Origin of the sequence: Streptomyces griseosporeus, from assembly GCF_014656055.1 — a bacterium.
GTDB classification, from domain to species: domain Bacteria; phylum Actinomycetota; class Actinomycetes; order Streptomycetales; family Streptomycetaceae; genus Streptomyces; species Streptomyces griseosporeus.
In genome coordinates, this window is the sequence record NZ_BNBR01000005.1 from 206866 (window position 1) to 220184 (window position 13319).

At 70.9% G+C, this 13319-nt stretch carries 9 protein-coding genes; 8 read left to right on the forward strand and 1 reads right to left on the reverse strand.

What is annotated here, in order from left to right; translation table 11 throughout:
- Positions 1-44 precede the first annotated feature (44 nt).
- The 3 genes from IE308_RS23970 (at position 45) to IE308_RS23980 (ending at position 3108) form a co-directional block, all read left to right on the forward strand.
- On the forward strand, positions 45-1127 hold the full coding sequence (locus tag IE308_RS23970) for an inositol-3-phosphate synthase (protein ID WP_110629186.1): 1083 nt from the start codon (positions 45-47) through the stop codon (positions 1125-1127).
- A gap of 85 nt (positions 1128-1212) precedes the next feature.
- Entirely contained in the window at positions 1213-2475 is a 1263-nt protein-coding gene (locus IE308_RS23975; RefSeq protein ID WP_190219517.1) for an MFS transporter, read from the forward strand.
- A gap of 117 nt (positions 2476-2592) precedes the next feature.
- Positions 2593-3108 carry an LppU/SCO3897 family protein gene (locus tag IE308_RS23980; RefSeq protein ID WP_190219518.1) on the forward strand — a complete coding sequence of 172 codons (516 nt, stop codon included), beginning with the start codon at positions 2593-2595 and terminating at the stop codon, positions 3106-3108.
- A gap of 115 nt (positions 3109-3223) precedes the next feature.
- Here IE308_RS23980 and IE308_RS23985 read toward each other — a convergent pair whose 3' ends face one another.
- Positions 3224-4666, reverse strand: coding sequence for a CCA tRNA nucleotidyltransferase (locus tag IE308_RS23985; RefSeq protein WP_190219519.1), 1443 nt, complete (start codon positions 4664-4666; stop codon positions 3224-3226).
- A gap of 257 nt (positions 4667-4923) precedes the next feature.
- On the opposite strand from IE308_RS23985, the gene IE308_RS23990 reads away from it, so the two are divergent.
- From IE308_RS23990 to IE308_RS24010, 5 genes are all read left to right on the forward strand, one after another.
- Positions 4924-7314 carry a DUF6049 family protein gene (locus tag IE308_RS23990; protein ID WP_190219520.1) on the forward strand — a complete coding sequence of 797 codons (2391 nt, stop codon included), beginning with the start codon at positions 4924-4926 and terminating at the stop codon, positions 7312-7314.
- A gap of 44 nt (positions 7315-7358) precedes the next feature.
- On the forward strand, positions 7359-9638 hold the full coding sequence (gene murJ / locus IE308_RS23995; protein ID WP_190219521.1) for a murein biosynthesis integral membrane protein MurJ: 2280 nt from the start codon (positions 7359-7361) through the stop codon (positions 9636-9638).
- A 137-nt stretch (positions 9639-9775) separates the two neighbouring features.
- Positions 9776-11491, forward strand: coding sequence for a protein kinase family protein (locus IE308_RS24000; protein ID WP_190219522.1), 1716 nt, complete (start codon positions 9776-9778; stop codon positions 11489-11491).
- A 26-nt stretch (positions 11492-11517) separates the two neighbouring features.
- Positions 11518-12243 (forward strand): RNA polymerase sigma factor SigM, encoded by a 726-nt coding sequence (sigM, locus tag IE308_RS24005; RefSeq protein WP_190219523.1) that lies wholly within the window; start codon positions 11518-11520, stop codon positions 12241-12243.
- Positions 12240-13151 (forward strand): anti-sigma factor family protein, encoded by a 912-nt coding sequence (locus IE308_RS24010; protein ID WP_190219524.1) that lies wholly within the window; start codon positions 12240-12242, stop codon positions 13149-13151. The genes sigM and IE308_RS24010 overlap by 4 nt, the downstream gene beginning before the upstream one ends.
- Positions 13152-13319 lie beyond the last annotated feature (168 nt).

Below are 13319 nucleotides of genomic sequence, written 5' to 3' on the forward strand. Positions count from 1 at the left end.
GCGCCCATTCAGGGCCTCACTCGTACACACAGGGAGCAACCGGAATGGGTTCGGTTCGCGTAGCCATCGTCGGCGTGGGCAACTGCGCCGCGTCGCTGGTACAGGGAGTCGAGTACTACAAGGACGCCGACCCGGCGTCCAAGGTGCCGGGCCTGATGCACGTCCAGTTCGGCGACTACCACGTCAAGGACGTCGAGTTCGTCGCGGCCTTCGACGTGGACGCCAAGAAGGTCGGCCTCGACCTCGCGGACGCGATCGGCGCCTCCGAGAACAACACCATCAAGATCTGCGACGTCCCCACCACCGGTGTGACGGTCCAGCGCGGTCACACCCTCGACGGCCTCGGCAAGTACTACCGCGAGACCATCGAGGAGTCCGCCGAGGAGCCGGTCGACGTCGTCCAGGTCCTGAAGGACAAGCAGGTCGACGTGCTCGTCTGCTACCTGCCCGTGGGTTCCGAGGACGCGGCGAAGTTCTACGCCCAGTGCGCCATCGACGCCAAGGTCGCCTTCGTCAACGCCCTTCCGGTCTTCATCGCCGGCACGAAGGAGTGGGCGGACAAGTTCACCGAGGCGGGCGTCCCGATCGTCGGTGACGACATCAAGTCGCAGGTCGGCGCCACCATCACGCACCGCGTGATGGCGAAGCTGTTCGAGGACCGCGGTGTCATCCTCGACCGCACCATGCAGCTGAACGTCGGCGGCAACATGGACTTCAAGAACATGCTCGAGCGCGAGCGCCTGGAGTCCAAGAAGATCTCCAAGACGCAGGCCGTCACCTCCCAGATCCCCGACCGGGACCTCGGCGAGAAGAACGTCCACATCGGCCCGTCCGACTACGTCGCGTGGCTCGACGACCGCAAGTGGGCCTACGTCCGCCTGGAGGGTCGCGCGTTCGGCGACGTCCCGCTGAACCTGGAGTACAAGCTCGAGGTGTGGGACTCCCCGAACTCCGCGGGTGTCATCATCGACGCCCTGCGCGCCGCGAAGATCGCCAAGGACCGCGGCATCGGCGGCCCGATCCTTTCGGCGTCCTCGTACTTCATGAAGTCCCCGCCGGTGCAGTACTTCGACGACGAGGCCCGCGAGAACGTCGAGAAGTTCATCCGCGGCGAGGTCGAGCGCTGACCGCGCGCTGAACGCTCCTGCCAGGGCTGAGAAGGTCCCCGGGGTTCATGCCCCGGGGACCTTCCCGTATGTGAGGCTGTGCCGCATGGCCGTCGTCCGCGATCTTCGTGTCCTGCTCCGCTTCCGGGACTTCCGGCGGCTGCTCGTGGTACGGCTGCTCTCCCAGGGCGCCGACGGCGTCTACCAGGTCGGCCTCGCGACCTACGTCGTCTTCTCCCCGGAGAAGCAGACGTCCCCGGCCGCGATCGCCTCCGCGATGGCGGTGCTGCTGCTGCCGTACTCACTGGTCGGGCCCTTCGCCGGAGTCCTGCTGGACCGCTGGCGGCGCCGGCAGGTCCTCGTGTACGGCAATCTGCTGCGGGCCCTGCTGGCGACGGTGACGGCGGTGCTGATCGCCGCCCAGGTTCCCGACTGGCTGTTCTACGTCTCCGCGCTGTGCGTCACCGCGGTCAACCGGTTCGTCCTGGCGGGCCTGTCCGCCGCGCTGCCGCGGGTGGTGGACGCCGAGCGACTGGTGATGGCCAACTCCCTGTCGCCGACGGCCGGGACACTCGCCGCGGTCGCGGGTGGGGGCCTGGCCTTCGTGGTACGGCTGCTGGTCTCGGACTCCGACGCGGCCGTGGTGCTGCTGGGAGCCGTCCTGTACCTGTGCGCCCTGCTGGCCTCCCTGCGCATGGCGCCCGGACTCCTCGGTCCCGACCGGGCGTTGGTACGGCCGCGGATGGCGGACGCGCTGCGCGGCACCGCCCGGGGTCTGGCGGGCGGCGTACGGCATCTCGCGGAGCCGGCGCGGCGGCAGGCCGCCTGGACGCTGGCCGCGATGACGCTGATGCGGTTCTGCTACGGCGCCCTGACCGTCCTGCTGCTGATGCTGTGCCGCTACGCCTGGTCGCACGACACAGAGCGGGGGCTGGCGCTGCTGGGCCTCGCGGTGGGCGTCTCCGGGGCGGGGTTCTTCGCGGCGGCCGTGGTGACCCCGGCGGCGGCCGGCCGGCTCGGGCCGGTGCGCTGGATGGTGGTGTGCGCCGCCGCCGCGGCAGTGCTGGAGCCCGCGCTGGGCCTTCCGTTCGCCGAAGTGCCGGGTCTCGTGGCGGCGTTCGTGCTGGGGATCGTCACGCAGGGCGCGAAGATCGCCACCGATACGGTCGTGCAGGCATCGGTGGACGACGCCTACCGCGGCCGGATCTTCTCCGTTTACGACGTGCTGTTCAACGTCGCCTTCGTGGGCGCCGCCGCGGTGGCCGCCGTCATGCTTCCGCCTGACGGACGCTCAGTCGCGCTCGTCGTCGGGGTCGCCGCTGTTTACGGAGCGATTGCCCTGACTTTGGCACGTTTTGATCCTCGGTGAGTGTCACATCAGGGCCACAGAGTTGCGACGGGAAAGCAAAGTGGCAGGAGGGACCCAGTAACTTACGTGGGTCTTATTTCGCGCCATGCGCACCCACGTTCTAGGGGGACCCCCGAAGTGACCACTCCGCCGACCCAGGGCCAGAACCCGTACGGCCAGACGCCTCCCCCGCCCGCGGGCTACGGCCAGCCGGCAGTCCCCCCGCAGGGCGCCCCCGCTCCGTACGCCCCGTTCCCGAACCAGGGCGCCCCGATGGGCGGCGCGCCCGTCCCGCCGGCGCCTCCGGCCCGCCGGGGCGGCAAGAAGGTCTTCAAGGTCCTCGCGGGTGTCGTCGTCGCCGTCATCGTCGCGCTGCTGAAGTTCGGCGGCATCTTCGGCATCACCTGGTTCGCCAGCCGGGACGACGCGGAGACCACCTCCGTGGGTTCGTGCATGCACAACAAGGGCAACGACAGTGACCCGGACCTCGAAGAGGTCGACTGCTCCGCCAGCAACGCGCAGTACAAGGTCGTCGAGAAGTTCAACTTCACCAGCGACAGCAGCAAGTGCGAGACCGTCAAGGACGCCACGATCTCCTACTACCAGAGCGGCGGCGGCCACAGCGTCGTGCTCTGCCTGAAGGAAGTCAAGTAAGGCCTGCACTGAACGGCTGAGGGTGGTGTTTCACGTGAAACACCACCCTCAGCCGTTCTCGAAACCGCGCACCACGGGGTCATGTTTCACGTGAAACATGACCCCGTTTCACACCTCAGCTCTGCTCCGCCCACCACTCCTTGAGCGCCGCCACCGCCTGGTCGTGCTCCATCGGCCCGTGCTCCAAGCGCATCTCCAGCATGTGCTTGTACGCCTGGCCGACCAGCGGGCCCGGACGGAGGTCCAGGATCTCCATGATCTGGTTGCCGTCGAGGTCGGGGCGGATGGAGTCGAGCTCCTCCTGCTCCTGGAGCTGGGCGATGCGCTCCTCCAGGCCGTCGTAGGCGCGGGAGAGCGCGGCGGCCTTGCGCTTGTTGCGGGTCGTGCAATCGGAACGGGTCAGCTTGTGCAGGCGGTCCAGCAGCGGGCCCGCGTCCCGGACGTAGCGGCGGACCGCGGAGTCCGTCCACTCACCCGTGCCGTAGCCGTGGAAGCGCAGGTGCAGCTCGACGAGGCGCGAGACGTTCTTGACCAGTTCGTTGGAGTACTTCAGCGCCGTCATGCGCTTCTTGGTCATCTTCGCGCCGACCACCTCGTGGTGGTGGAAGGAGACCCGGCCGTCCTTCTCGAAGCGACGGGTGCGCGGCTTGCCGATGTCGTGCAGCAGGGCGGCGAGCCGCAGGGTGAGGTCGGGGCCGTCCTCCTCCAGCGCGATCGCCTGCTCCAGGACGATCAGGGTGTGCTCGTAGACGTCCTTGTGCCGGTGGTGCTCGTCGCTCTCCAGCCGCAGCGCCGGCAGCTCGGGCAGCACCCGGTCGGCGAGACCGGTGTCGACCAGCAGGGTCAGGCCCTTGCGGGGGTGGGCGGAGAGGATCAGCTTGTTCAGCTCGTCCCGGACCCGCTCGGCCGAGACGATCTCGATCCGCTCGGCCATCTCCGTCATCGCCGTGACGACCTCGGGCGCGACCTCGAAGTCGAGCTGGGCGGCGAACCGCGCTGCCCGCATCATCCGCAGCGGGTCGTCGGAGAAGGACTCCTCCGGGGTGCCAGGGGTGCGCAGTACACGGGCCGCCAGGTCGTCCAGGCCGCCGTGCGGGTCGACGAACTCCTTCTCGGGCAGCGCCACGGCCATCGCGTTGACGGTGAAGTCGCGGCGGACCAGGTCCTCCTCGATGGAGTCGCCGTAGGACACCTCCGGCTTGCGCGAGGTGCGGTCGTAGGCCTCCGACCGATAGGTGGTGATCTCGATCTGGTAGCCCTGCTTCTGCGCGCCGACCGTGCCGAAGGCGATCCCGACCTCCCAGACCGCGTCCGCCCAGGGCCGCACGATCTTCAGGACGTCCTCGGGGCGGGCGTCCGTGGTGAAGTCCAGGTCGTTGCCGAGCCGGCCGAGCAGCGCGTCGCGGACCGAGCCGCCGACGAGGGCGAGTGAGAAACCGGCCTGCTGGAAGCGGCGGGCGAGGTCGTCGGCGACAGGGGCGACCCGCAGCAGTTCGCTCACCGCGCGCTGCTGCGCCTGGCTCAGGGCAGTGGGAGTGTCTTCATTGGCGTTCGGCACAACAGAAGAGGGTACGTGCCCCGCACGGGGTGGGCTTCCTCATATAAAGACGTACGGACACCTGCGCCGATAGGTCCACAAGGGCAGCGCTTGCCCCGTACGCCACCGCTCCTCTTTATAGGGGCACATACGGGACGGGCCGCCGAGCGCCCCGATCTTGTGGCACGGTCCGCGGCACTTCCCCTCAGCGCGCATCGTTACCATGCGTGGACGCACATTCCGACGACCACTGACGACGACGAGGGACGGGCGAGCGCGTGGCCGAGGCGGCAGACTTCCAGGGGACGAGTCCCTCACCTGCCCGCCGGTGGCTCCGGCGTACCGGAGCACTGCTGGCCGGCGCACCCCTGCTCGCCGGGCTGCTCCAGCTGCCCGCCGCCCCGCCCGCCGACGCCGCGGGCCCGAGCGCCGCGCAGGCCGTCAGCGGCTCGCGCACGGTGTCGGTCGCTGTGGACTCGCTCACCCCGAGCGTCCTCGGTGAAGGCGACACCCTCACCGTCTCGGGCACGGTCACCAACAACGGCAAGCGGCCCGTCACCGACGCCCATGTGGGCCTGCGGGTGGGTCCGGAGCTCGACACCCGCTCGGAGATCGACTCCGCGTCCGAGCGCAGCGGCTACGTTCCGGGTGCCGACGGCCCGGAGGTGGGCGGCAAGTACGTCGCGAAGATCGCCAAGCTCACTCCGGGGGTCGCGCAGCCGTTCAGCATCTCCGTCCCGGTGGACAAGCTGGACCTCGGGGACGACGGCGTATACCAGCTCGCCGTGTCGCTGTCCGGCCAGACGTCCGCACAGCAGTGGGAGCAGGTGCTCGGCATCCAGCGGACCTTCCTGCCCTGGCACCCCGACGAGGCCGACACCAGGACGAAGACCACCGTCCTGTGGCCGCTGATCTCCACCGTCCACATGACGGCCGAGACGGGTCCCGGCGAGCAGCAGACGCCGGTCTTCCTCGACGACGACCTGGCCACGGAGATCTCCCCGGGCGGCCGGCTGGACCAGATGGTGTCGCAGGGGCGGGACCTCGACGTCACCTGGGTGATCGACCCGGACCTGCTGGCCTCGGTCGACGCGATGACGCGCAACTACCGGGTGCGCAGCGACGGCGACACCACGGCAGGCACCAACCAGGCGGTCGCCAAGCGGTGGCTCGCCGCGCTGCAGCAGGCGGTGGCCGGCAAGGAGGTCGTCGCGCTGCCGTTCGCCGACCCGGACCTGGCCTCGCTCGCCCACCACGGCACGAGCGTCACGGGCTCGCTCAGCCAGCTCAAGGCGGCCTCCGACGTCGCGGCCGTCACCGTGGAGACGGTGCTGCACGTGACTCCGAGCACCGACTTCGCCTGGCCGGTCGAGGGCGCCGTCGACCCCTCCATCGTCAAGGTCGCGACCTCCGCCGGAGCCGACAAGGTCATCGCGCGCAGCGACAGCCTGAAGGAGACCGGCGGGCTGACGTACACGCCGTCGGCGGCCCGGCCCATCGGCGGCGGCACCACGGCCGTCGTCGCGGACGCCCGGCTGTCCACGGCGTTCCAGGGCGACCTGACGACGGCGTCCGCCGCCACGCTGGCCGTGCAGAAGTTCCTGGCGCAGAGCCTGGCGCTGAACCTGCAGACGAGCAAGCAGCGCAGCATCGTCGTCGCCCCCCAGCGCATGCCGACCGGCGAACAGACCCAGGCCTTGGCCAGCGCGCTGACCGCCCTGGAGGGCGGCGGCTGGTCGCAGGCACAGGGGCTCACCGCCGCGGCCAAGGCGAAGCCGGACCCGGACGCCACCAGGAAGGTGCCGTCCGGCTCGGCGTACCGTTCCGCGCTGCGCAAGCAGCAGCTGCCGCGGTCGGCCTTCCAGCAGATCGCGACGACGCAGGACAAGCTGCAGAACTTCCAGCAGATCCTCACCGACGAGTCCCGGGTCGTGACCCCCTTCGGGCGGGCCATGAACCGTGAGATGTCCACGTCGTGGCGGGGCCGCTCCACCGACGCGAGCGCCTTCCGCCAGGATGTGGAGACGCACCTCGGCACACTCGCCGACCAGGTCGGGCTGATCCCGAAGTCCGACACCAAGCTGTCCGGGCGCACCGCCACCATCCCGGTCACCGTGCAGAACAACCTGGTGCAGGGCGTGGACCACCTGGTGCTGCGGCTCACCTCCACCAACTCCACCCGCCTGAAGATCGGCGGGAACGCCTACCAGGAGCAGCAGATCGCGGTCTCCGGCGGGCACGCCCAGACGGTGAAGTTCACCACGTCCGCCAACGTCAACGGCCAGACCACGGTGATCGCCCAGCTGTACACGGAGGACGGCCGGCCGTACGGCGACCGGGTCACCTTCGACGTGAAGGTCACCGAGATCACGGCCGCGGTGATGCTGGTCATCGGCGGCGGTGTCCTGCTGCTCGTCCTCGCCGGCTTCCGTATGTACACCCAGCGCAAGCGCGCCGCCGCCCGCGAGGCCGAGGGCGACGGCGGCCCCGAGGGACAGGGCGAGGCCGTGAGCGCCCCGGAGAACCGGGAAGAGCCCGGAGACCGTCCCGATGAGGAGTCCGGCACGGACGCGCGGGCAGGCGACCCGCAGCAGCCGAGTGACCCGGCGCCGGACACCGCAGCGGAAAGCGCCGACCCGTCCGGCACGGGTGAGAGAGTGGACCGTTGAGGATGTCGTGGCCGGACGGCCCGGGACGATGAGGTGGGGTAACCATGAACGCGCCGTACGACGGTGACCGCGGCCAGGCCGCGGGCAGCTCGGGCTACCCCGAGGGCCCGCCGCCCGAGCAGGGCCAGGTACCGCCGCAGCACCCGGCGGACATGTACCTCCAGGACGCCTTCGACCAGGACCCCTACCGGGCGCAGGACCTCTCCGCCCAGGACCCGGTCGCCGAGGCGCTCTACGACCGCGCCGCGCACCCTCCGCCGCCCCCGGGCACCTACCCGCCGCCGCAGGCGCTGTACGGGCAGCCCGCGCAGTCGCCGTACGCACCGGACCCGCAGGTGTGGGCGCAGACCCCGGCACCCGAGCCGGACGGCGCCACCCAGTACCTGCCCTACGGCGACGACCCGCGGACCACGCAGTACGTGGGCGTCGACGACCTGGTCAGCCAGGCGGGCGAGGAACGGCACGAGCCGGACGCCTTCGCGCACCTCTTCCGCGACCAGCAGCAGTCCGGCACCCGCCCGGTACCGGACTCCCCGCAGGTCCCGGGCCCGGCGGCGGCCCCCGGCGGGCCGGAGCAGGTGCCCCAGCACCAGGTCCCGCCGCCCGTGGACGACCGGACCATGAACCTCGGCACCGTGGAGAGCGCGGACCCGGCGGCCTCCGCCGCACCGGCCGCTGCCGCGCCGAAGAAGGCGGGACGCGCCGCAGGCCTGCTGAAGTCCAGCGCGGTGATGGCGGCCGGCACGATGGTCTCCCGCCTCACCGGCTTCATCCGCTCCGCGCTGATCGTCTCCGCGCTCGGCGTCGGCCTGCTCGGCGACACCTTCCAGGTCGCCTACCAGCTGCCGACGATGATCTACATCCTCACCGTCGGCGGCGGCCTGAACTCGGTGTTCGTGCCGCAGCTGGTGCGCGCCATGAAGGAGGACGAGGACGGCGGCGAGGCCTACGCCAACCGGCTGCTGACGCTGGTGATGGTGGCGCTCGGGCTGCTGACCGTCGCCGCGGTCTTCGCCGCGCCGGTCCTGATCCGCCTGCTGTCGGACTCGGTGGCCAGCGACCCGGCCGCCAACGAGGTCGGCGTCACCTTCGTCCAGTACTTCCTGCCGTCCATCTTCTTCATGGGCGTCCATGTGGTGATGGGGCAGGTCCTCAACGCGCGCGGCAAGTTCGGCGCGATGATGTGGACGCCGGTCCTGAACAACATCGTCATCATCGTGACGCTGGGCATGTTCATCTGGGTCTACGGCACCGCCGCCGACTCCGGCATGAAGGTCACCAGCATCCCGCCGGAGGGGCAGCGCCTCCTCGGCGTCGGCGTGCTGCTCGGCCTGGTCGTGCAGGCCCTGGCGATGATCCCGTACCTCCGGGAGACCGGCTTCCGGCTGCGGCTGCGGTTCGACTGGAAGGGCCACGGCCTGGGCAAGGCCGTCACGCTCGCCAAGTGGACCTTCCTCTTCGTCCTGGCCAACCAGGCCGGCGCGCTGGTCGTCTCCCAGCTGTCCACCTCGGCCGGCAAGGCGTCCCCCGTCGACGGCACCGGCTTCGCCGCCTACGCCAACGCCCAGCTGATCTGGGGCCTGCCGCAGGCCATCATCACGGTGTCGCTGATGGCGGCCCTGCTGCCGCGGATCTCCCGCTCGGCCGCCGAGGGCGACGCGGGCGCCGTCCGGGACGACATCTCGCAGGGCCTGCGCACCACGGCCGTCGCGATCGTGCCCATCGCCTTCGGCTTCGTCGCGCTCGGCATCCCGATGTGCACGCTGATCTTCGGCACCTCGGGCACCAGCGAGGCCACCAACATGGGCTACATGCTGATGGCCTTCGCCCTCGGCCTGATCCCCTACTCCGTGCAGTACGTCGTCCTGCGCGCCTTCTACGCCTACGAAGACACCCGCACCCCCTTCTACAACACGGTCATCGTGGCCGCGGTGAACGCGAGCGCCTCGGCGCTGTGCTACTTCGTGCTGCCCTCGCGCTGGGCCGTGGTCGGCATGGCCGCCGCCTACGGCCTGGCCTACGCCATCGGTGTCGGCGTCGCCTGGAACCGCCTGCGCAAGCGGCTCGGCGGCGACCTGGACGGCGCCCGCGTCCTGCGCACCTACGCCCGCCTGTGCATCGCCTCCGTGCCGGCCGCCGCGCTCAGCGGCGCCGCCTGCTACGGCATCGGGCACACCCTCGGCCAGGGCGTCGCTGGCTCGTTCGCCGCGCTGCTGGTCGGCGGGGCGCTCCTGCTCGGCATCTTCTTCGTGGCCGCCCGCCGTATGCGTATCGAGGAGCTGAACTCGCTCGTCGGCATGGTGCGCGGCCGTCTGGGACGCTGAGAGGGGGGCAGGCGCACAACCAACGACCGCACTCGCGTGTCGTGCAGAGCGGCGGACTGTGGGCACAATTGGTTTCGGCGTCGGACGGCGCGCTAGGTGTCGCACGGCGCGCAATGGATGGGGAGGCAGGAACGACGGTGGCGGAACGGAGTACGGCTGCCGTCGACGTGGCAGACAACAGCGGCGACGAGCCGCTGACCGCACAGGCGGACCAGTCCACGGCCGACGGGGTGGCCAAGAACCGGGAGCGGGACACGGACAACGACGAGGCACAGGGGAGTGGCGGGACGCAGGGTCCCGGGAAGGCCTCACCGCCCGAGCTGCACAGCGGCCACAAGCTCGCCAGACGCTACCGGCTCGAAGAGTGCGTCACCCGTCTGGACGGATTCAGCAGTTGGCGCGCGGTCGACGAGAAACTGCGGCGCGCCGTCGGCGTCCACATCCTGCCCGCCGACCACGCACGGGCCCGTACCGTGCTGGCCGCCGCACGCTCCTCCGCGCTGCTCGGCGACCCGCGGTTCGTGCAGGTGCTGGACGCCGTCGAGGAGAACGACCTCGTCTACGTCGTCCACGAGTGGCTGCCGGACGCCACCGAGCTGACGACGCTCCTCGCGGCCGGGCCGCTGGAGCCGCACGACGCCTACCAGATGGTCAGTCAGCTCTCCGCCGCCATGGCCGCGGCCCATCGCGAGGGTCTGTCCCATCTGCGGCTGAACCCCAATGCCGTACTGCGCACCTCCACCGGCCAGTGGCGCATCCGCGGGCTGGCCGTGAACGCCGCGCTGCGCGGTGTCACCTCGACCAGCCCGCAGCGCACCGACACCGAGGCGATCGGCGCCCTGCTGTACGCGGCGCTGACCCAGCGCTGGCCGTACGAGAACGACGCCTACGGCCTGTCCGGCCTGCCGAAGGACCTCGGCCTGATCCCGCCGGACCAGGTCCGCGCCGGAGTGCACCGCGGACTGTCGGAGCTGGCGATGCGCGCGCTCGCCAACGACGGCGCCACCGCCTCCCGGCACGAGGCGCCGTGCACGACGCCGGAGGAGCTGGTGAAGGCGATCGGGGAGATGCCCCGCATCCGCCCGCCGGAGCCGGCGTTCACCGCGCCGCCGGAGTACCAGCGCACCACGTACCAGCAGGGCACCTACGGCCGTCCCGCGCCGCACCCCGGGGTCACCCAGCCGGTGCCCGCCCCGCCGCCCCCGCTGCAGAGCCGCACCGGCAAGGCGCTGAAGTGGGCCGTCTCCGCGCTGCTCATCGCCGCCCTGGGACTGGGCAGCTGGCAGCTCGCCGACGCGCTGATGGACCAGGGCAGGTCCGACGACACGAATCAGACGCAGACGACGGACGGCAACGACAAGAACGGCGACCAGATCCGCCCGGCCAAGCCGATCTCCATCCAGAGCGCGCAGGAGTACGTGGCCGAGGGGTCCGCGCAGGCCCCGGAGGACGTGGGCAACACCTACGACGGCGACAGCTCCACGTTCTGGCGCACCAAGCGGTACAACGAGGGTCCGAAGCTGGCGCCCTACAAGCCCGGCGTGGGCATCGTCTACGACCTCGGCTCGCCGCAGGAGGTCTCGGGCGTGTCGATAGGGCTCAGGTACCCGGGTGACCACACGACGGTCCACCTGTACGCCACGGACTCCCTGTCGCCGTCGTCGCCCGTCGACTCCGCGAAGGAGATCGGAACCGCCACCACGAGCGGAACCTCTCTCACGGTGAAGGCGTCGAAGAAGCTCAAGACGCAGTACGTGCTGCTGTGGATCACTGATGTGCCGCAGGCACCCCAGGACGACTTCAGCAGCGCCGGTTACAAGCAGGCCGTCACCGACGTGAAGTTCACGGGCTGACATCTCACCGAAGGGGGAGGGGGCCGATGGCGGAGGGCGCCGGACACGACGGGCTGAGCGATCAGGAGCTGCTCGCCCGGCACGTCGACGGGGATCCCGACGCCTTCGGTGAGATCGTCCGGCGTCACCGCGACCGGCTGTGGGCGGTGGCGCTGCGGACGCTGGGGGACCGCGAGGAGGCCGCCGACGCGGTGCAGGACGCCCTCGTCTCCGCCTACCGGGCCGCCCACACCTTCCGCGGTCAGTCGGCCGTCACGACCTGGCTGCACCGCATCACGGTGAACGCCTGCCTCGACCGCGCCCGCAAGGCCGCCTCCCGCAAGACCTCCCCCGTCGACGACACCGAACGCCTGGAGCAGTTGCTGGAGCCGCACGAGTCGGCCTCCGCGCCGGCCGAGCGCAACGACCTCCACCGCCAGCTGCTGGAAGCGCTCGGCACGCTCCCGCCGGATCAGCGGGCCGCCCTCGTCCTCGTCGACATGCAGGGCTACCCGGTCGCCGAGGCCGCCCGTGTCCTCGATGTGCCGACGGGCACCGTCAAGAGCCGCTGCGCCCGGGGCAGAGCCCGGCTGCTGCCACTGCTCACCCATCTGCGGCCGGAAAGCACCGGAGAGACGGACCGAACGGGCGAAGAACGGAACCGGGCGCAGGGGACATCCGTCCCACCCGCAGCGGGACCGCACGACACAGGTCCCCGCGATCCAGGACCGAACGACTCAGCTGCAGTCAAGGGCGGAGGTGGGCGAGCGTGACATCGACGACGGACATGGCCGGGCACCCGGACGTCACCGAGATCTCCGACCTCGCCGAAGGGCTGCTCCCACCGTCCCGCACCGCCGATGTACGGCGGCACCTGGACGCCTGCGAGCTGTGCGCGGACGTCCACGCCTCCCTGGAGGAGATCCGCGGGCTGCTGGGCACCCTGCCGGGCCCGCCCCGGATGCCGGACGACGTCGCGCACCGCATCGACGCCGCTCTCGCCGCGGAGGCGCTGCTCGACGCCACCGCTCCCGGACCCGCGGAGCCCGCGGACACCGCTCACGAGGCGGTCAGCGCCGCCGCCGTGGGTGACCGCGCTCATGTTTCACGTGAAACATCGGCCCCGGACCGCCCCTCGGGACGCCCCCGCACCGCCGGCACCGGCCCGGGTCGCAAGGAGCGGACCCGGCGCGGGCGCCGGAAGGTCGCCGTTCTGAGCACCGTGCTCGGTGCCGCCGCAGTGGGCCTCGGGACCGTGCTGGTCACCTCGCTGACCGGTGGTGGCTCCGGCACCGCCAAGGCGCCGCAGACGACCACCGCGGACACCTTCGCCCGGGGCACCCTCCAGCGTCAGGTGACCGACCTCCTCGCGCAGAACGCGGAAACCGGCGGCTCTCGCGCCCCCCGCAGCCTCGGCATCGAGTCCGACACCGGCGGTCCCCGGGTCTACCGGCAGCTCACCGTTCCGGAGTGCGTGCAGAAGGGCATCGGCCGCAAGGACGCGGCCCTCGCCACCGAGGAAGGCACCTACCAGGGCACCGACGCCCTGCTCGTCGTGCTGCCCGAGACAGGGAACAGCGGCCGGGTCACCGCCTACATCGTGGACGCGACCTGCGTGAAGGATCCCTCCTCGGCCGACAGCGCCAAGGTCCTGCTGAAGAACTCCTACCCGCGTCCCTGAGCGTCACAGGCGTGGTCACCGCACGGCGTGGTATCCCGTACGGTGACCGTCCGCCGTGTGCCCGGACACAGTGGGAATGCGCGCCCCTTAGGATCCGTTGGGTGGGGTGAGAGTTCTGACAGGGGCTCCCACCGGCCGTACGACGCAGTCCAGAGACGAGGAATCAAG

Bases quoted from the DNA above. Each gene is read 5' to 3' on its own strand.
- IE308_RS23975 (WP_190219517.1), top strand. From the start codon at position 1,213: ATGGCCGTCGTCCGCGATCTTCGTGTCCTGCTCCGCTTCCGGGACTTC.
- sigM (WP_190219523.1), top strand. From the start codon at position 11,518: ATGGCGGAGGGCGCCGGACACGACGGGCTGAGCGATCAGGAGCTGCTC.
- murJ (WP_190219521.1), top strand. From the start codon at position 7,359: ATGAACGCGCCGTACGACGGTGACCGCGGCCAGGCCGCGGGCAGCTCG.
- IE308_RS23970 (WP_110629186.1), top strand. From the start codon at position 45: ATGGGTTCGGTTCGCGTAGCCATCGTCGGCGTGGGCAACTGCGCCGCG.